17 protein-coding genes and 1 riboswitch are annotated in these 19,986 nt (G+C 60.0%); of the genes, 9 read left to right on the top strand and 8 right to left on the bottom strand.

The features are described 5' to 3' along the window. Window positions 1-19: 19 nt before the first annotated feature. Entirely contained in the window at window positions 20-1,036 is a 1,017-nt protein-coding gene (locus tag JJ917_00960) for a thiamine ABC transporter substrate binding subunit (protein MBO6697377.1), read from the bottom strand. A 74-nt stretch (window positions 1,037-1,110) separates the two neighbouring features. After that, window positions 1,111-1,214, bottom strand: a riboswitch (TPP riboswitch). Window positions 1,215-1,308: 94 nt separating this feature from the next. On the opposite strand from JJ917_00960, the gene JJ917_00955 reads away from it, so the two are divergent. Continuing rightward, a complete protein-coding gene (locus JJ917_00955) occupies window positions 1,309-1,959 on the top strand; it encodes a thiamine diphosphokinase (protein MBO6697376.1) in 651 nt (216 codons plus the stop codon). Here the strand turns inward: JJ917_00955 and JJ917_00950 are convergent. From JJ917_00950 to JJ917_00930, 5 genes are all read right to left on the bottom strand, one after another. Beyond that, on the bottom strand, window positions 1,956-3,053 hold the full coding sequence (locus JJ917_00950; protein ID MBO6697375.1) for a LacI family DNA-binding transcriptional regulator: 1,098 nt from the start codon (window positions 3,051-3,053) through the stop codon (window positions 1,956-1,958). The two genes, JJ917_00955 and JJ917_00950, sit on opposite strands and share 4 nt — an antisense overlap. A gap of 183 nt (window positions 3,054-3,236) precedes the next feature. Next, window positions 3,237-4,622: an MATE family efflux transporter gene (locus JJ917_00945; protein MBO6697374.1), complete on the bottom strand. Its 1,386-nt coding sequence runs from the start codon at window positions 4,620-4,622 to the stop codon at window positions 3,237-3,239. 25 nt (window positions 4,623-4,647) lie between these two features. Then, window positions 4,648-5,346 carry a D-lyxose/D-mannose family sugar isomerase gene (locus JJ917_00940; protein MBO6697373.1) on the bottom strand — a complete coding sequence of 233 codons (699 nt, stop codon included), beginning with the start codon at window positions 5,344-5,346 and terminating at the stop codon, window positions 4,648-4,650. Between the two features lie 116 nt (window positions 5,347-5,462). Further along, window positions 5,463-5,780 carry an usg protein gene (locus tag JJ917_00935; protein MBO6697372.1) on the bottom strand — a complete coding sequence of 106 codons (318 nt, stop codon included), beginning with the start codon at window positions 5,778-5,780 and terminating at the stop codon, window positions 5,463-5,465. 159 nt (window positions 5,781-5,939) lie between these two features. Beyond that, window positions 5,940-6,788 (bottom strand): helix-turn-helix domain-containing protein, encoded by an 849-nt coding sequence (locus JJ917_00930; GenBank protein ID MBO6697371.1) that lies wholly within the window; start codon window positions 6,786-6,788, stop codon window positions 5,940-5,942. A gap of 102 nt (window positions 6,789-6,890) precedes the next feature. Here JJ917_00930 and JJ917_00925 point away from each other — a divergent pair, with 102 nt between their 5' ends. Next, the gene (locus JJ917_00925; protein ID MBO6697370.1) at window positions 6,891-7,721 is read left to right on the top strand and encodes a phytanoyl-CoA dioxygenase family protein; all 831 of its coding nucleotides are present in this window, start codon (window positions 6,891-6,893) and stop codon (window positions 7,719-7,721) included. A 4-nt stretch (window positions 7,722-7,725) separates the two neighbouring features. On the opposite strand, the gene JJ917_00920 is transcribed toward JJ917_00925, so the two are convergent. Further along, window positions 7,726-8,199: a DMT family transporter gene (locus JJ917_00920; protein MBO6697369.1), complete on the bottom strand. Its 474-nt coding sequence runs from the start codon at window positions 8,197-8,199 to the stop codon at window positions 7,726-7,728. Between the two features lie 144 nt (window positions 8,200-8,343). Here JJ917_00920 and JJ917_00915 point away from each other — a divergent pair, with 144 nt between their 5' ends. The 7 genes from JJ917_00915 (at window position 8,344) to JJ917_00885 (ending at window position 18,830) form a co-directional block, all read left to right on the top strand. Then, on the top strand, window positions 8,344-9,021 hold the full coding sequence (locus JJ917_00915; protein MBO6697368.1) for an MBL fold metallo-hydrolase: 678 nt from the start codon (window positions 8,344-8,346) through the stop codon (window positions 9,019-9,021). Between the two features lie 21 nt (window positions 9,022-9,042). Further along, entirely contained in the window at window positions 9,043-9,657 is a 615-nt protein-coding gene (locus JJ917_00910; GenBank protein ID MBO6697367.1) for a LysE family translocator, read from the top strand. Window positions 9,658-9,840: 183 nt separating this feature from the next. After that, window positions 9,841-11,574 carry an ABC transporter substrate-binding protein gene (locus JJ917_00905; protein MBO6697366.1) on the top strand — a complete coding sequence of 578 codons (1,734 nt, stop codon included), beginning with the start codon at window positions 9,841-9,843 and terminating at the stop codon, window positions 11,572-11,574. 102 nt (window positions 11,575-11,676) lie between these two features. Beyond that, the gene (locus tag JJ917_00900) at window positions 11,677-12,753 is read left to right on the top strand and encodes an ABC transporter permease (GenBank protein MBO6697365.1); all 1,077 of its coding nucleotides are present in this window, start codon (window positions 11,677-11,679) and stop codon (window positions 12,751-12,753) included. After that, a complete protein-coding gene (locus JJ917_00895) occupies window positions 12,753-13,781 on the top strand; it encodes an ABC transporter permease (protein ID MBO6697364.1) in 1,029 nt (342 codons plus the stop codon). Before JJ917_00900 ends, JJ917_00895 begins: the two co-directional genes overlap by 1 nt. A gap of 11 nt (window positions 13,782-13,792) precedes the next feature. Then, complete coding sequence (locus JJ917_00890; GenBank protein MBO6697363.1) at window positions 13,793-15,562, top strand: ABC transporter ATP-binding protein; 1,770 nt, start codon at window positions 13,793-13,795, stop codon at window positions 15,560-15,562. A 22-nt stretch (window positions 15,563-15,584) separates the two neighbouring features. Then, a complete protein-coding gene (locus JJ917_00885; GenBank protein MBO6697362.1) occupies window positions 15,585-18,830 on the top strand; it encodes an alpha-mannosidase in 3,246 nt (1,081 codons plus the stop codon). Here the strand turns inward: JJ917_00885 and lhgO are convergent. Continuing rightward, window positions 18,784-19,926, bottom strand: coding sequence for an L-2-hydroxyglutarate oxidase (gene lhgO / locus JJ917_00880; protein MBO6697361.1), 1,143 nt, complete (start codon window positions 19,924-19,926; stop codon window positions 18,784-18,786). The two genes, JJ917_00885 and lhgO, sit on opposite strands and share 47 nt — an antisense overlap. Between the last annotated feature and the right edge of the window lie 60 nt (window positions 19,927-19,986).

Here is a 19,986-nt window from a genome sequence, read left to right as displayed (position 1 = left end):
CTGTTCCCTGGTGGTGCTGCTAGCGGCTCATCGCGTCGAGCCATTCATCGACCCAACCGGCACGCTGCTCGGCGATCGTCTCGGCATCGATGGAAAGCACCTGTGTTGGCTCAACAAGACGGTCAAACACGGCCGGCAGAGGGTCGGACGGCTCACGCACCGGCATCATCCAATGATTGACCGGCATCACCGCCTGCGCTTCGGCCGAAATCATGAAATCGAGGAACTGACGGGCGAGATCGAGCTCCGGCGAATCCTTGATCGCGGCACCGACCTCGATCTGGATGTAATGACCCTCGTCAAATGCAAGTGCCTGATAACGCTCCTCTTCTTCGACCAGCATGTGATAGGCGGCAGAGGTGGTGTAGCTGAGCACCATCGGCGTTTCGCCAGAGGTGAACAGACTATAGGCCTCGCTCCAACCCGGCGTCACAGTAAGGATTCGGTCGGAAAGCTCAGCCCATTTTTCGTTGGCCTCATCGCCGTAAACGGCCTTCATCCAGAGCACCATGCCAAGCCCCGGGGTAGAGGTGCGTGGGTCCTGAATGACCAGCGGTTGGTCGGAGGGGCCATCGATCAATTCTGCCAAGCTCGACGGCGGGTTCTCAACCGCTTCCGCATCGTACATCACGGCAAAATAGCCAAAATCGAACGGCACGAACGTGTCGTCGGTCCAATCGACGGGCATCTGCAAAACCGACAGATCAGCCTCATGCGGCGCCAGCAACCCGGTTTGCTTGGCGGCCACGATCAGGTTCTGATCAAGCCCTAAAACAAGATCGGCGTCCGTCGAGTCACCTTCAAAACGCAGGCGGCTAAGCACCGCCACACCATCGCCGGGCGCGACCCATTCGATGGTGCAATCGCACTGCGCCTCGAACATCTCCTGCCAGACCGGGCCAAGGCCCCAATCGGCGACGAAACTGTCATAGGTGTAGATGGTCAGCGTGCGGTCTTGAGCGCTCGCTGCGGTGGGCAGCGCTATCGCGGTTGCGAGAGCGGCACAGGCTGTGAACTGGGTAAGGCGATTGGCCATAGGTAAGGTCTCCACGTCAAAAGAGCGGAACACCAAACGGATGACAGATGTTGAGATAGCGCTTTGCCGAGACGGCAAGACGCTGGCCCAAATCCCTCCGCCGGCATGATCCGGATCAGGTTCTACGGGTTCGCGTCAGCATCTCAGCCCTCGTCAAAGGGCACCCCGGTGAGCAAGAGGAGACATAGGCCGAGGCAGTGACCCTGTCCAGTAGGTGTCACGCCACTTGGGCGCTTGCGTCGCACCTTGCGCTGGTCCATTGGGTGGCGCCGATGACCCAAGACTCGACTCATTTTGCCGTGCTGCTGGCAGGACCAGTGACGCCCACCACGCGCCTGCGCCATCAGGTGGAAGGTGCGCGAACGATTGCCGCTGATGGCGGCATTGCCCACGCCAAAACCCTCGGCCTGACGCCAGAACTCTGGGTGGGAGATTTTGACTCGTCGTCGAACGGGGATGGCGATGCCTATCCCGACATCACACGCCAGGCCTTTCCAGCCGCCAAATCGATCACCGATGGGGCGCTGGCGATCCGAGAGGCGATCAAGCGCGGCGCCACCGCCATCACGATTGTCGGCGCTTTTGGTGGGCGCACCGACCATACCTTTGCGATCATGGCCGATGCCTGTGCGCGGGCCAAAGAGGGACTGTCGGTTCTGCTCAGCAATGGCGAGGAAGAGGCCACGCCGCTGTCACCCGAGCCACAGACCTTCGACTATTCGAGCGGCACAGTGTTCAGCGTGCTGGCTTTTTCTGGCCTGGAAGGACTGACCCTGGAGGGCGCGGTTTGGCCGCTCGACGCGATCACGATGCCATTCGGCGACACGCTGACGATTTCCAACGAGGTCGATGGCCGGCTGACAGCCACCTTGAACAAAGGAACCGCGCTGCTGATCGCGCGGCTGGCAAACCAAAACGATTAGGGCAAGGCCCGCGCCGCTTCGACCAGCGTTGGCGAGCCGTCCGATGCCCGGCGCACGAGCGTCGGCTTGAGCACGGCATCGAACTGGGCCGGATCGGCCCCCTCCATCACCCGAAACAAAATATCGACAAGCTGTTGGCCGATGTCACGAGTCGGCTGGCTCATTGTGGTCAGTGGCGGGGCCGTGTAGGCGCCGAGCGGCACCCCATCATAACCGGTGATCGAAACATCCCGCCCCACATGATAGCCGCGGGCGCTCACCGCCTGAATGGCGCCTATCGCCACTACATCGGCTGGGCAAACGACGGCCGTCGGCCGGTGCGAGTTGCCGCCGTCAAACAAAGTGGCGATGGCGCTTTGCCCTCCGGCGGAGGTGTGCGGCACCCGCACCATCGCTACCTGTTGCTCGGGCAATCGGTTGCGTAAAACGCCTTGCTCGAAACCAGCGCGGCGCAGGCGTGCAAAAGTCGCCACCTCCTCCAGATCGACATAGGCAAACCGCTGGTGACCGAGCGCCACCAAATGATCGACCATGCCGGCGATGCCGGCCTCATTGTCCATGTCCAGATGCGGATAGGGCACATCACTGGATGCGCGGCCATAAACGACAAACGGTACGTTTAACTCGCGCAGCAGACTAATGCGCGGATCATCATCGCGTGAGTTTGTGACGATGAACCCTGCGCATTTGCGCGCGGCGATCAGCCGTCGATAAACCTCGATCTCGTCTTCATCATCACGAATCGTCGCAACCAAAAGATCGTGGTCGCGCGCCGATAGTGCCGAGGCGAGCGCGTCGAGAAAATCGGAAAGAAACGGATCGTTCGACTGGCGGCTGTTCACCGGCAGCACAAAAGCCACTGTCTCCACGCGACCACGTGCAAGCTGGCGGGCACGCGAGGAGGGTTGATAATTGAGTTCGCTGGCAAGCTTCAGGATGCGCGTACGCGTCGCTTCCGCAATATCGGTATAGCCGTTCAGGGCGCGCGACACTGTTGCCGGCGCCACGCCCGCGCGTTCGGCCAGATCATTGATATTGATGCCAATCCGGCGACGTTTCAAACGCCTCGGACCGGTGTTCGGTGACTTGGTCACGCGTTTCCCCCGGTAGTGACCTTCACGGCCATCTTCAACGCAGCCGCCGGTGGAGACCTAGCGAAAGCGGTTTCGCTCAGCCTGCCCCATCCAAGGGCCGCCGCGCAAGGGCCAAGATCGTCGTCAAGGAAAAAGAACCGGGATGAGAGCACGCTGCCAAAGGCCGTGCGCCGCACGTTTGGCTTACGTCGGCTGCGGTATGGCAGGCAGGCCGCGGCGTGACAACTGGACAAAACGGCTACCCATCGCGACCAGCGAAACCAGGCTGGTTACCAGGATCGCCTGATAGAGACCGACCGCCCCGCCATCGAGCCGCAACGCCAGCAGCCAGGCCAGCGGCAACATGACGAACCAGTAGCTGACCATATGGAGCAGGGTGGGGACCCAGGTATCGCCGCGCCCACGGCAGGCATGATTGAGAACGGTCTGGCCACCATCGGCGAGCAACGCCATCACCATCCAAATCATGACTGGAAGCGAGGCGGCGATCACCACTTGATCGGTGGTGAGAAGACCGACGAAGAAGGTTGGAACGATCAAAAACACCAGGCTGATCGCCGCCGAACAGACAAGCGACAGACCAAAGCCCGCCCAACCGGCCTGGGCCATGCCGCGCGCGTCCTGGCGGCCCCAAGCATTGCCGACCCGCACCTGCGTTGCGCCAGCGATGCCGAACGAGATCATGAAGGTGAGCGCGAAAAGCTGGAACAGAACGCCCATGGCTGCGAGCCCGATCACGCCGAGCAAGCCGGCAATCACCGTGATACCGGCAAAGGCCGCTGCTTCCAGACCGTAGGACGCACCGGCGGCATAGCCGAGCCGCCTTTGTTCGATGCCCGATGGCGGGGCATCATCTTTTTTCGCGCCAAAGCCGAACGTCTGCCGCCCAGGCAGGAGGAACCGAACATAGCCGGCCAGGCCGAAGCCGAGACACGCCGAGGTGATGACGGTGGCCAGCGCACACCCCCAGGCGCCCATGGCCGGGATCGGTCCAGCGCCAAAGACGAAGAGAATGCTCAGGCCTAGGTTCAAACCATTGGCGAGCAACACGGCGATGGTCGCGTGAAACGGTTTTTCCAACGCTTCCAAGAGCATGGCAGAAACCAAAAAAAGCCCGACAAAGGGCAAGCTAAACGCCAGCAAGGCCGTCACCGCGCCGCCGCCGCGTGCTAGATCAGGTTCTTGGCCCATAGCCTCAAAAAACCAAGGCGCGATTTGCCAGAACAGCGCGGCGCCAAGGCCGATAACGATGGAAAAGATGAGACCCCGGCGCCAGATCAAAGCTGCCAAATGCGCCCTGCCCTCGCCAATCGAGCGGGCGGTTAGCACCGGTACACCCAGTTGCAAGCCGGCCATCACTGCGACCATGCTGTCGATGATCGCGTAGCCGAGAACGTAATAGGCAAGTTCCTGCGCCCCAGCCCGGCCAACCACGACGACGTCAAGCGTGGTCATCATCAGCACGCCGACGCGCGAGAGGATCACTGGCCAGGCAAGCACCAGCGTACGCCGCACATGCCAGCGCAGCGTATTGGGCGTTTGGGTCAGTGGGAGCGGCGCATCAGACACTCATCGTGCCGCTGTGCGCGTATCATCACGCATTGGCCAGCCATTTGTCATAGTCGGACACCAGCAAATGATTGGGCTCCACATCGTCCTCGATGTGGGCAAAGCGTGGGATATCTTCCTGAAAGATGTTGTCGGTCTCATCATCGTTGACGGTGGAGACTTCGCCGATCAGCACATCGCCACCCTCGCCCCAGAAGGCATGCCAAACGCCCGGCAAAAGCGTCACACTCTCGCCCGGATCAAGCTTCAAGAGGCCCCCGGCTTGCAAGGTGCGCAACTCGCCATCGACAGGAACCGTGACCGGTTCGGTCGGATGGCATGAGCCGTCCTCCGCAGAGGTGAAAAGCTCAAGCACCAGCTTCCCGCCACCGCGGTTGATGATGTCCTCAGCCTTGATGACATGCTTGTGCATGGGCGCCAGCTGATCCTTCTTCGAGATCATGATTTTCTCGGCATAGACCATGCCACCGCCGGCCTGCAGATCCGACAAAAGGCCGTTTCGCACGGTGAACAGGAACAGACCGGTCGAACCGAAATCGCCCTTGCCATAGTCGGTAATGTCCCAACCCATGCGCCGGTCGATGATCATGCTGCCGCCGGGTGCACGGCCATGCGCGATCAGTTCGTCCGGCGACCAATAGGCAAAGGGCGGCAGACAATAGGAAAAGGATTTGAAGAAGGCATCGCCCTCTTCAAGAATGGCGTTTACCTGCGAGCGCTTCATGGCATTGGTCCTGACGCTGAAGATCCCGAGGGATCAGTCCAAACGGAGCTGCCTGTTTAGACCGATAGCATCAGCGGTCAATGATCTGCGCGCTGGGAAACGGTCCAATCGTGCAATCAATGCAGGCTGAGTTCGCCGTCCACCTTGCGCCAAAGGCCTGGCTTGATCAGCTTATTGTGGGCGTATTGCACCGAGTGCAGCGGCCCATCCAGCTTATCGCGCCAGAAATCCAAAAAACTAAATAAGCGCGGAAATTTCGGGGCCAGATCATAGTCCTGCCAAATGAAGGTCTGCAGGACGCTGGGATGATCAGGCATGCGATAGAGTATGTTTGCTGTTGTCAGGCCATAGCCCTTCAGCATCAGCTCCATTTCGCTCAGGCCACCTTCATGCCCGGCATCGCCGCGCGGTCCGTCGGCACCTTGATCCGTCATCATCACAGTTACCTCCATACTGGCCTATCGCCATCATGGAAGCGTCTGCCTCTAAGGTTAACAAGTGCTGAACGCGACCTAAGCGTGGGTGTGTTTTGTCTCAATTTGCCAATATGTTAGCAGCCGAACCAGGTGAGTGATAATGCCAGCCGTTGGACGCTAGACGCCAACGATAGAACGGCGATGCTGCACGCGATAGGCCCGCGGCGTCGTCGCATGGTAGCGCTTAAAGAGCGCATAAAAATGGCTGAGATTGTCCAGCCCAACTTCCATTGCGATGGCAATGATCGGCTCATCCGTGGTGGCCAAAAGACGGGCTGCCATCGCCATGCGCGCCGCCGCAACAAGCTGCGAGGGCGTCTTGCCGGTGTGGCGGACGCAGACCCGAGACACATGCGAGGGATTAAGGCCGCTGACGGCAACAAATCCGGCGACACCCGCGCGCAAGACGTCGGTTTGCCTCAGCGCGCGGCAGGACTCGGTAAGCCAAACCGGCCCCTGATCAGCGCCGTCCGGCAATGGATCCGGATGGGTCAAAAGCGAGAATGCTGAAAGTAGAAAGGCGTCAAGCGCGAACTGGCTGCGCCCAGCCTGTTCCAACTGGCCCGCCAACGCAGTGAGCTTGCGATGATCGGCACCATTGAGGTCGTGAGAGGTTGACCGGTCCTCTGACCAGGCGCCAACCTGTGCCAGCGTTTCGCCATATCGACTTTGAAGATGCACCACCGTTTCCGGCCAGAAGGCGATGTTTGTGATCGTCGCGGCGCCATCCCTGGGACGCAAGCTATGGACAGTTTCCGGACGAATGAAACAGAGCGCCCCTTCCGCCAGCGGCTCCTCGTTGTCAAAGGCTCGATGGGCAACCCGTCCGCGCTCGACCCAAAACATCTCAAAAAAGTCGTGCCGATGCTCGCGCGCCTTGGCGCCCGGCACGAGACGGGTACGTGCGAAGTGAAACCGCTCGTCCGGCTCTAGGTAATCGCTCAGATGCAGCGTGATGGCACTCAATAGTCAAAATACCATAAGAAAATGGATAGATAATGCAAGATAGATCATTCAATAGGAGACATCGTCAAGGCTAGCACCCACCCTCAAGGAATGCCGCAAGCCATGCTGCAAACAGTCTCTGATCTGTCATTTTCGCCGGTCGAAACAGAGAACCCGCGTACCCTGACGCGTGATCACATCGCCCACTACAACCGCGAGGGTTTCATCACCGGGCTGACTGCCTTTGACGAAGCTGGCGCCACACAAAACCGCGCCTACTTTTACTCGCTTTTGGAACAAGCCGGACCGGAGGGCGGCTATGCCATCAATTGCTTTCAGGCACGTCTGAAAGGCGTTTGGGACCTGTGCACCAACCCAACAATCCTCAACCATGTCGAAGACATTGTCGGCCCCAACATCATCTGCTGGGCCTCGCACTTTTTCGCCAAACTGCCCGGCGATCCCAAAACGGTGCCGTGGCATCAGGACGCCAGCTTCTGGCATCTCGCTCCGGCGCGCACCGTGACCGTGTGGCTCGCGATCGATGACGCCGATGTGGACAATGCGGCGATGCGGTTCATCCCGCGCACCCACGATAAGGGCGAGTTGCAATGGCAGGCTGCCGGCGATGGCAACGTTCTCGACAAGGAACTTGTTGGCGCGCAGGAGCTTGGGAAGCCGTTCTCCAACACTTTAAAAGCCGGACAGTTTTCGCTTCACGCCGACATGCTGGCGCACGGCTCGCTGCCCAACACGTCGGAGCGTCGCCGCTGCGGCCTCACGATTCGCTACTGCCCACCGGAAGTCACCATCACCGACGCGCAATGGGAAACCGGGATTGAAGCCATCCTCTGCCGTGGCGAAGACCCAACCGGCCGTTGGCGCCACCACCCGCGCCCATCATCGGACCGGTTTTCGCCAAAAGAGGGGCCACGCAATGTCGGCGGGAACTAGCGCCTTAGACGCGCGAGAGGACCAAGCCGCCGAGCACCATGAAGACAGCTAGAATTCGCGTCAGCGATATCTCGCGCGCTGCAAGCCCAAACGCGCCGATGGCATCCATAACCAGCGCCGCCATGAGCTGTCCGAAGACCGCCGCCGCCACGACGGTTAGGACGCCCACCTTTGGCACGCTCCACAGAGCGGCCAGAACATAAACGGTGCCGAGAATGCCGCCGACCCAGACCCAAGCCGGTAAACCAGAAAGGCCTGCGAGATCAGGTCCGCTGCTGCGCACCGTTAGGCTGATCCCCCAAGCCGCAAGGAGCGCGAGAAAGCCGACAAAGAAGGAAATACAGGCGGTGAGAATCGGATCGGAAAGCCCACGGCTTAATGTGGCGTTGATCGGCGCTTGCACAGAAATGGCCACGCCACCGGCGATCATCGCAAGGATGGCGACAATCAACAGGGCGGGAGACGGGTCGGTGGACATGGCGCATTCCTTTGCGGATCACAGCGCCTTTGCCTCGCGCGGGAAGCCAAATGCGCACTGTCGGACCCAACGAACGATCGGGTCTTGCATACGCATTCAAGATGCGCGAACGATTCACCGCACCAAAACCGGGATTTCTCTGTCATGCAACTGAAATGGTACGGCCACGCCGCCTTCCGCATCACCGCCGAGGATGGAACCTCCATCATCACCGATCCCTATACGCCGGAGGGTGTCGGCTACCGACCGATCAAGGAAACCGCCGATCTGGTCATCATCTCATCCGATGATGATGACGCTCACTGCCGCGCCGATCTCATCCCTGGCAAACCGGCGGTCATCAACGCCCTCGACACCGCGCTTGACGGTGGAAGCGCAACGGCGGCAGGCGTCACCGTCAATGCCATCGAAGCGGCCGAATGGGTCAACCATCCTCGGGGCATACCAGGCCAAAACGGCATGTACCGTTTCGAGGTCGATGGCATCAAAATCGCCCATATGGGCGACGTTGGAAATCCACTGACGGATGCGCAGATGGCCTTCTTTGAAGATGTCGATGTGCTGCTGGCGCTGGCTGGCGGCTATTTGACGATTGAGCTGCCGGACCTGGATGTGCTCATCAAAAAAGTGCGCCCAAAGATCATCGTGCCGATGCACTTTCGCACCCTCACCTACAAGCCGCGCAACACCATGTGGATCGAGAGCTTCCTCGCCTACTTTGACGACGCAAAAGTCGACTTTGCCTTTGAACATGTCGTCGATATTACCAAGTCCAACATCCCCGATGAAACCCGCGTCTTGGTGATGGATTACGTCCACTAGCCACGGTAGTGGTGGGCAGCGATGCTGACAGCCACCCTCTCCTTTTTGCTTGCCGCTTTGGCCCTCACCGGCAGCCCTGGCCCCAACACGCTGAGCATGGCCGCCGTTGGCGCGTCGTTCGGGCGTTTGCGGGGCCTGGAATACATGGCCGGCCTTAACCTCGGGATGGTTGCGGTGATCGCTTTGGTTGGCACGGGCTTCGCTGGCATTGTGCTGGCCGTGCCCGGCATTGCGCCCGTCGTGACCGCGCTGGCCGCAGCCTATTTCCTTTATCTTGCCTATCGCATCGCGACGGCTCCGCCGCTGAATCAACCCGCTGAAGACAACACCAAGGTCAATGAAGAAACGGCGCCGCGTTGGTATGAAGGGTTCGGCCTTTCGTTGGTCAATCCCAAGGCCTATGCGGCCATGGCGGCGCTCTTTTCCGGTCATGTGCTCGTCGAAGGCAGCCAGCTTACCGACAGCCTTTGGAAAGCCGGCCTGCTGATCTTGACGATCTGTGTAGTCAACACGGCCTGGCTTTTTGCCGGTGCTGCGATGACAAGTGCCCTGCAAAATCCGCGAACATCGCGCATCGTCAACATCGCATTCGCCATTCTTCTATTGCTTTCTGTGGCTTACGCGACACTCAGCTAACGCCGACCAGCCTGTACAATTTACCCAACGGCAGCACAAAAAACGTGCACCCTTGCATTCGTATTCATTCTGGACTTATGCTTGCTGAAAAATAGCTTCGTAAGAAGAGCGCGAGCCTGGTCTGCAACGACCATCGAAAAGGCTTTCGCCGGTTCCATGAATCAGGTTCCAAGGGAGGAAACCATGAACCATTTGAAAGCCAGCCTGCTTGCTGGCACGGCCTTCGCCGTTGCTCTGACTGGCGTTGTCGCCGCCCAAGAGGTCGCGCGCGAAGACACGGTCATCTTTGACATTGACCGCACGATCCGCGACCCGGAAAACTTCAATCCCTTCACGCCTGGCGTGAAACGCCAGCATGGTGCCCACCAGACGATGTGGGAGCCGCTTTTCATCTTGAACTATGAGTCCGGTGAAATCGAACCGTGGCTCGCCACAGGCTTCTCATCCAACGAAGCCCAAGACGAGTGGACGGTCACCCTGCGCGACGGCGTTAGCTGGTCCGATGGCGAGGCGTTCAACGCCGATGATGTGGTGTTCACCGTGCAGATGGCGCTCGACAATGAGGGCCTGTCGGAACGCGAGCCGGCAACGATCCGCGCTCAGGTCGCAAGCATCGAAAAGGTCGACGATCTGACGGTGCGCTTCACACTGAACAATGCCAATCCGCGCTTCATTTTGGAGAATTTTTCCAACCGCATCTTTGGCTCGTTCCTGATCATGCCCGAACATGTTTGGGCCGGCGAAGACCCGGCAACCTTCGCCTTCAACCCACCAATCGGCACAGGGCCTTACACGCTGGATTCCATTGCCACCAACCGCGCGATCTGGGATCGCAATGATGATTGGTGGGGCGCACAAGCCGGTTTTGAAGACCTGCCAGAGCCGCTGCGCGTGATCTTCCTGGAATCGGGCGGCGAGGAAAACCGCGCCCAGCTCATGGTCTCCAACCAGATGGATGCGGCGCAGGCCGTAACCCTCGGTACGTTCGAGGCAATGGGTTTCCAAAACCCCAACATAATCGCTTGGTTTGACGATCTGCCCTACGCTTGGCCAGATCCTTGCGCCCGCCAGATGGAGTTCAACACGACCGTCGCGCCATGGGACAATGCCGATATGCGCCGGGCCGTGGAGATGCTGATCGATCGCAATCAGATCGTGAATATCGCTTATGAGGGTACGACGCAGCCCTCGCGCTCCATGTTCGTGCAGTATGGCGCGATGGATCCGTTCATCGATGCGGTGGAAGCCGCGGGCCACGCCTTCACGGCCGAAGCCGATGTCGAAGGCGCGCAGGCCATCATCGAAGCCCAGGGCTACACGCGCGGCGACGATGGCATTTATGAGCTGAACGGCGAAGACCTGACGGCCAACATTCATGTGAACTCGGCCTCCACCGAGTACACTCGGACCATCGACATCGTGGTTGAACAGCTCAATCGCGCCGGCATCTCCGCCCGCGCCGTGCCGGTTGAAAACTCGGTGTTCTGGGGCGAAGTCCTGCCGCTTGGCGGCTACGACATGAGCTATTCCTGGCTCTCTTGTGGCTCGGTCAACGAGCCCTGGGCGTCGATGAACCGCTACACCAACGCGACCATCGCGCCGATCGGCGAGCGCGCGCCAGGCTTCAACAACACCGGCCGGTGGGACACCGACGCGACAGCCGCCTATACCGAGATTGTCGAGCAGATGGGCACGATGGCCATCGGCGATCCGGCGATCCCGGCGATGGTGGCCGAAGCGCACGGCTATCTCTCAAACGAGGTTCCATTCGTGCCACTGGTTCAAGCTGCCAAGCTGCTGCCGTTCAACACCACCTATTGGACGGGCTGGCCGACGGCTGAAAACAACTACAACCATCCCGCCTTCTGGTGGGGGTCGGCACACCAGATCATCCACAATCTGGAACGCGCTGAATAACAGCCAATCCAAGGCGGGACGCATCCATGCGCCCCGCCTTTTTTGCACCCTGCCCGGCACAATACCGGGCCAGTGCAGCAAAGGACGAGGGGGAAATGACCGATGAGCGATGCAACGGCAACCAGCCCACCGGCAAGCAAGGGATCGGGCGGCGCGACGCTGTTCGGCATCCCGCGCGACTATATCGTCAACCGGGCGATCACCTTCGTACTGACCGTCTGGATCGCGGCAACGCTCATCTGGATCATTCCGCGCCTCTCACCCGTTGACCCGGCTGAAGTAATGCTCGGACGTATGGCCGCCGGCGGTGCCTTCGTTGAGGGCTCTGACCAAATTCTAGAACAGTTGCGCGAGCGCTTTGGCCTCAATGAGCCGCTCTGGGTGCAATATCTCCTCTATCTGAAATCGATCATCACCTTCGACTTCGGCCTTTCCGCAGCCAGCTTTCCCACGCCCGTCGCCTCGCTGATCGCCCAGGCCCTGCCCTGGACCATCGGCCTGATGCTGCTTTCGGTGATCATCACCTTCATCATCGGCAATGCGCTGGGCGCCTTCATGGTTTGGGAGCGAACCCCAAGGGTCTGGAAGGTCGTGATCCCGACCTTGATGATCTTCACCTCGGTCCCACCGATCCTCTCGGGACTCTTATTGATGTACGTGTTCGCGGTGCAGCTGCGAGCCCTACCGCTAACGGGCAGTTACGGCCTGGATGTCGTGCCCGAATGGTCGCTCGATTTTGCCATGAGCGTGGTCGAGCACGGCACGCTGCCTGCCCTTTCCATCATCCTTGTCACCTTCGGCTTTTGGACGCTCGGCATGCGCGGCCTGATGATCACCGTGCAGGGCGAGGACTATGTGAATCTTGCCAAGGCCAAGGGTCTGAAGCCGCGTTACATTCTCTACAAATACATGGTGCGCAACGCGATCCTGCCGCAGGTTACAGCCTTTGCACTGAAGATCGGCCTGCTTGTTTCCGGCCAGATTCTTGTTGAGCGCATCTTCTCCTACAACGGCATGGGCAAACTGCTTTATGACGCGATCCTTGATCAGGATTTCGCGGTGATCCAAGGCGTCAGTTTCATCATCATCTTGATGACGGCGCTCAGCGTATTCCTCGTTGATCTGCTCTATCCGCTGATCGATCCAAGGATACGCCAGTCTGCGGGAGGCAACAGCTGATGGCTGACACCACCCACTCGCAAGCCGGCACCGCATCCGACAAGGCAACGCTAGACGACCCTGCCCGTTTGCTTGGCGCGAAACCCGGCAACATCGACCCAACCACCGACAGCGCCGCCGTCGGCGTCGTTGACACGTCTACCGCGTCAGGCCGCTTCAATCGGTTCGACAATCCCTGGCTCAATCCGAAGCTTATCTGGGGCGTCGTCATCCTTGGCGGCATCCTCTTCCTGGGGTTCATCGGCGGGATCATTTGGAACACCGAACTGGTCTTCACCGGGTCAACGCCCCTCAAACTGCCGCCGCTTGGTTTTGAGAACTTGCGCCGCCAGGAAGGCCTGGCCGAGTTTCCGCTTGGCACCGATGGCGCAGGCCGCGACCTTCTCGCGCTCTTGATCGTTGGCACCCCCAACACGCTGATGATCGGCGCAGTCGCGTCACTCATCGGCATGTCAACCGGCATCTTCCTTGGTTTTTCCGCCGGCTTCATCGGCGGCCGTGTCGACGATGTGATCCGCATCTTTTCCGATGTCATGATCACCATCCCGCCGCTGCTCATTCTGGTGGTGTTCCAATCGGCGTTTGGCGATGTGTCGCTGATCATGATGGCGGTGCTGATCGCAGGCTTCATGTGGCAATCGCCGACCCGCCTCATCCGCGCGCAAGTGCTTTCAATGCGCGAGTCGGGCTACGTGAAAATGGCCCAGCTCTCCGGCGCATCGACCATGCACATCATGTTCCGCGAGATGATGCCGAACCTGATCCCTTATCTGTTCGGCTCCTTCATCGCCAACGTGACCACCGCCATCGTGACGGCTGTCGGGCTAGAAGTCCTTGGTCTTGGTCCGCAGCGCATCCCGACCCTTGGGCGCATCATTTACGACGCCATCAATTCCGGCGCGCTCATCCAGAACCTCTGGTGGTGGTGGGGCCTACCAACGGCCTTGCTCGCGATCATGTTCATCGCGCTGTTGCTGGTGAATTTGGGGCTCGATGAAGTCTCCAACCCGCGCCTGCGGAAAATGTGAGGACACACGCAATGGCCGTTGAACAATCAGGCAAGACCGTCCTCACACTGAAGGACATCTCCATCGACTTCCCGACGTCGGCGGGGCTGGTGCACGCCGTGCGCAACCTCGATCTGGCAATCTATGAAGGCCGCCGCGTCGGCTTCATCGGTGAGTCCGGCTCCGGAAAGACCACCACCGCACTGGCAGTCATGCAGATGCTGGCAGCGCCGGGATACGTCTCGTCGGGCTCGATCAAGCTTGGCGAAACCGAAATCCTCGACCTCAACGAGGAGCAGATGCGCAGGACCCGCCTTCAGCGGGTCGCTTACATTCCTCAAGGGGCGATGAACTCGCTCAACCCCATCATGCGCATCGAGGATCAGATCTGGGATGCCGTGCGCGCCCATGAGGGCAATGTGTCGAAGGCGGAACTGAAGCGCCGCTCCGACGATTGCCTGGCAAGCGTGGGTCTCGCTGGCCATGTCGGCAGGCTCTATCCGCACGAGCTATCGGGCGGTATGAAGCAGCGCGTCTGCATCGCGCTTGGCGTGTCGCTGAACCCGGAACTCATCATCGCCGACGAACCGACCTCCGCGCTCGACGTGGTAACCCAGCGCCACGTCATGCAGACGCTCAAAGAGGTGCAGGCCAAGATCGGTTCGGGCCTCATTCTCATTGGTCACGATATGGGCCTGATGGCGCAATCCGTCGATGAATTGGCCGTGCTGAAAGATGGCGAACTGGTCGAACACGGCACGGTCAAACAAATCATCGAGAACCCGCAGCACCCGTACACCAAGCAACTGATTTCCTCTGTCCCGCTGGTTGGCGGCGACAGCTTTTTGGATGAGGGCATCGGCGCCCCACCAGTCAACCGCTCCGCTGGCGCCGAGGCGCTGCTGGAGTTCGATGCGGTCTCCAAGACCTATGGCGATGTCACCGCCGTGCACCCCATGTCCTTCAAGCTCGACGGCGAGGTACCAAAGATCATCTCCATCGTTGGGCAGTCAGGGTCCGGCAAATCGACCATGGGCGGCATGATGCTCGGCTTTACGCCACCTTCCTCAGGCCGGGTGCTCTTTGAGGGTCAGGACATCAACAGGATGGGACCGTCAGCGAGCCTTGATTTCCGCAAGAACGTCCAGGCCGTGTTCCAGGATCCCTATGCCTGCTTCAACCCGTTCTACCGGGTCGATCACGCCCTGAAATTCCCGTTCAAACGCTTCGGTTTTGCCAAGTCCGAGGCGCACACCGAAGAAAAGATGTTCGAGGCCTGCACAGCCGTCGGGCTTGATCCAAACCAGGTGCTGCGCCGCTACCCGCACCAGCTCTCCGGCGGCCAGCGTCAGAGATTGATCGTCGCCCGCGCGCTGATGCTTTCACCGAAACTGTTGATCGCCGATGAACCGGTTTCGATGGTAGATGCAAGCTTGCGCGCAACGATCCTGAAGAACATCTACGATCTGAAAGACCAGTATGGGATTTCGATCCTCTACATCACCCACGATCTGGCGACCGCCTATCACGTGTCAGATTATGTGATCGTTCTCTACCACGGCCATATCGCCGAGGCTGGGCCGCCCAAAGAGGTGATCGGCAACCCACAGCACCCCTACACCCAGCTTCTCATCGACTCGATCCCCTGGCCGGATGTGAACCGCTCCTGGGGCGAGTCCGCCTCCGCCGATGAGGATGTCAAAACGCTGGCGGCGCTCAGCCAAAACACCCAAACCGTGTTCCGCGGTCAGGTGCCGGGCTTTGATCTCACCGTTCCTGGGAGTATGTCGAAAGCGGCATAAGGCTCTTCGAAGAACATATCCCATGAAGCACAACATCTATTGGACGGTCGAGAAAATCGCCGCCCGTCTGAAACTGGTCGCGCCCCTGGTCTATCGGCGCCGCCAGCCGATCATGCCGTTCCGCTACACGACGCTGGAGGGTCCGCTTGCCAAGGCTCCCGTCGAAGCGGGCGTTGACATCAGCGATTGGCCGATGATCCCGTTCGACAGCTACTGGGGCAATTGGGCGACGGACTTTGTGTTGCGCACGCGGCTTTCAGTACCTCCGGGATGGGGCGATATCGGGCCGCTCGCCCTGCATCTGCCGCTTGGGGTGGCCGGCGATATTTTCACCCACCCCGAGGCACTCGCCTACATCGATGGCGAGCAAGAAGCCTCCGTTGACCGCCACCATCACGAACTCTTCCTGCCGGAGCGCGTCAATGATGGGCAAGAACATGACCTGGCGCTGCACGGTTGGACCGGCCTTTCCGGCTGGCCGCCTAACCCCAACGCCAAAGACAAGCTCTTTATGCGCGAATGCTCGCTAGTGGAGATTGATCCGCCGACCCGCGAGCTATGCCAATTGGCGCACACCGCGCTCGATGTGGTCAGCCAGCAGCCGGAAACCTCCACCGCGCGCAACGAAATTCTGAAAAGCCTCGACGCTGCTTTCAAAGCGCTCGACACGCGCGACCCGGTCGGCGGCGAGCCCTTTTACGCCTCCGTGCCAGAGGCGCTTCAGGTGCTCAAGGATGGCCTTGCGCAAGGTGGCAACCCGCTGGACGTCGATATCATCGCCATCGGCCACGCCCATCTTGATCTGGCCTATATGTGGACCGTTGATCAGTCGCGCCGCAAATGCGGGCGCACCTTCGCCAACGTGCTGAAGATGATGGACACCTACCCGGACCATCACTTCAGCCAGTCGCAACCGCTCCAATATCAGTTCACCAAGGAAGACTATCCGGCGATCTATGAGGGCATGCGCGCCCGCATCGAAGAAGGTCGCTGGGAAGTGCTTGGTGGCATGTGGGTCGAGCCCGACTGCGTGATCACCGGTGCCGAAGCGTTGGCCCGCCAAATTGTCTATGGCCGCCTCTATTTCCGCGAGGAGTATGGCCCGGAGGCCGAGACGCCGGTGCTCTGGCTGCCCGACACGTTCGGGTTCACCTGGTCATTGCCGCAACTGATGAAGGAAGCGGGCCTGAAATGGTTCGTCACCAACAAGCTCAACTGGAACCAGTACAACCAGATGCCGCACCAGCTGATGTGGTGGCAAGGCCTGGATGGCAGCAAGGTGATGGCCCATTTCTTCACCACGCCGCGCAAAGTGCAGTACCTGCCCCATGCAACGACCTATAAGGCCGAACTGACCGCTGAAGAGGTGTTTGGCACCTGGGAGAACTTCCGCCAGAAACCTTCCCACAATGAGCTGATTATCGCCTACGGCTATGGCGATGGCGGCGGCGGACCGACCCGTGATCTCATCGACACGCTGCACGCCTATGATCAGATGCCAGGCGCGCCGCGCCTACGTCCGGGCACGGTGCGCGAATTCTTCGAAAACGCTGAAAACGATCCCGAAGTCACAAGCATCCCCACCTGGAACGACGAGTTCTATCTGGAGCTCCACCGTGGCACGCTGACCAGCCAGGCCCGAGCCAAGTGGCACAACCGAAAATGCGAAGTGCTGCTGCATCAGGCCGAGTTCATCGGCGCGCTGGCCAATATAACAACCGGTCACCCCTACCCGGCCGAAACGCTGCGCAAGGCCTGGGAGCTGGTACTGCTCAATCAGTTCCACGACATTCTGCCAGGCTCCTCGATCACTGAGGTCTACGAGGAAACCATGGCGGACTATGCCGAGGTGCGCCGCAGCGTTTCCGCGGTGCGCGAAAAGGCGATCAAAGCACTGGCTGGGTCCATGCCTGAACGCGCCACGGCCCTGGTCATCAATGCCCAGCCCTTTGGCGGCGGGCGCACCGGCTTCCTGGCTGACGACATCGACACCGGTCTGATGGATTTGCGCGATGAACGCAGCCTGCTCACGCAAGCCGTCGATGGCGGCACGCTGATCGAGACCCCGATCATCGAGCCCTATTCGGTGATCGCCCTTGGACCGACCGCGAGCCCGGCCAACACGAACACCGGCCTCACCGCCGAACTTACCGAGACCGGCGCTACCCTGGAGAACTTTGACCTCAAGGTCGTGTTCGATCTGAAGGGCGAGATCGCCTCCATCTGGGACAAGCGTGCCAAGCGCGAGGTGCTCGAAGAAGGCAAAACCGGCAACCGCCTTCTCGCCTTCGAGGACCGGCCTGTTGTCTGGGATGCCTGGGACATCGACATCTATTACGAAGACCGCTGCGATGTAATCGATACCCTCGATTCCATGGAGGTGGTGGAAACCGGTCCGCTGCGCGCAACCATCGCAATCACCCGCACCTTCCGGCATTCCACCATCACCCAGCGCATCTCGCTTGATCATCGCTCCAAACGCATCATGTTCGACACGGTGATCGATTGGAACGAAACCCACACCTTGCTGAAAACCGCTTTTCCGGTGGCTATCCTGTCGCCAACCGCGACCTACGACATTCAGTTCGGCAATATGGAGCGCACCACCCACCGCAACACCAGCTGGGACTATGCGCACTTTGAGAGCGCGGCCCAAAAGTGGGCCGATCTGTCAGAGGGCAATTACGGCGTCGCGCTGCTGAATGACAGCAAGTATGGCTATGACATCCACCACAATGTCATGCGGCTCTCGCTGCTGAAATCGGCCACCATGCCCGATCCGATTGCCGATCAGGGCGTGCACTACATGACTTACGCCCTGCTGCCCCATGAAGGTGATTGGCGCCGCGATGTGCCGCGCGCGGCCTATGATCTCAACAATCCGCTGATCGTCCGTCACGTTAAGCATACGGGCGGGCGAACGCCCTGGCGCCATTTTGCCATGCCGCATCAATCCAACCTCATCATCGAGACCATCAAGCAGGCCGAAGACGGCAATGGTGTTATCATGCGGCTTTACGAGAACAGCCGCGAGCGCGGGCCGGTCACGGTTCAGTTCGGCTTCGATGTCGCAGCCGTCATGCGCTGTAATCTGCTGGAAGATGTGCTGGAGCCGGTGCCGGTGCGCCACAACCATATCGAGCTGGACGTGAAGCCCTATCAGATCATCACGCTACGGGTCATTCCCGCGCTCACCGGCGGCGGCGTACCATTGGAGCTGATCAGCCAGGGCCCTCTGCCAGACGACGAACAAGATGCTCCCCAATAGGCAGCGATGATGTGGCAGCCGGTGACGGCGCGTTACAGACATGCAGCGTGCGCGGCGTCTGTTTGATCAGAAAATCATGAACCAGCGTGCCGTCCATCATGACCGCTTGGGCGCGAATGCCAGCCGGATAAGGCTCCAAATCCTCAAGCGCCAGACCAGGCGCATACTTCTGGCAGAGCTTCAGATAGCGCCGTTTTGAGAGCGAGTTGCGGAACTCGGTAATGCCCGAGCCGAGATTTTTGCCCATCACTTTCCAGAAGCCTGAAAAACCGAGCATCGCGGCGACATCGCCTGCATTGAACGAGCCCTTGGGATAACCTTCGCGGGCAAAGCCAAGCACCGCGTTGGGGCCGACGGTCACCGACCCATCGATCATACGCGTCAGGTGCACGCCGAGAAAGGGCAAGTCCGGATCAGGGATCGGGTAGATAAGGTGCTTGATGATCGCGTTGTGGCGCGCGTTCAGGCGATAGTACTCCCCGCGAAACGGCACGATCTGAAAATCGACATCGACGCCCGCCATCTTGGCAAGCCGATCAGCTTGCAAGCCGCCGCAGACGACCAATTGCCTCGCTTCATAGAGGCCCCGACTGGTGGCAACGGGAACACTGTCGGGGCCTTCAGCGATACCCGTCACGACGCAGTTCAGCACCACGTCACCGCCAGCTTCCATCAGTTCCGTAGCCATCGCGCGGGCCATCGCTGGATAATCGACAATGCCGGTCACCCGCACGAACAGCGCACCAAGCCCGGTGATGTTTGGCTCGCGCGCTTTGAGCTCATCGGCGGAAAGGCGCTCGGGGTCCAGCCCATTGGCGCGGCAGCGCTCTTCCAACACATCCATCCGCTCAAGCTCAATGGGCGTGGTCGCCACCAAAAGCTTGCCGCACTGCTCGAATGGGATCTGATGCCGCGTGCAGAAAGCGATGGTCGCCTCAACACCAGCGCGGCAAAACTTCGCCTTCAAACTGCCCGGCGCGTAATACACCCCGGCATGGATGACACCGGAATTGTGCCCGCTCTGATGGGCGGCCAGGCGGTCTTCCTTCTCCAGCACCCGAACGGTGGAATCCGGATGCGTTTTGGCAAGCTGCATCGCGGTCGAAAGACCGACAATGCCGCCGCCAATCACCAGATAATCTGAATGCCGGTCGTC

Source organism: Hyphomicrobiales bacterium (assembly GCA_017642935.1).
In the GTDB taxonomy this organism is placed as follows: Bacteria; Pseudomonadota; Alphaproteobacteria; order Rhizobiales; family MH13; genus MH13.
This window is presented reverse-complemented; position numbering and strand designations above follow the sequence as displayed.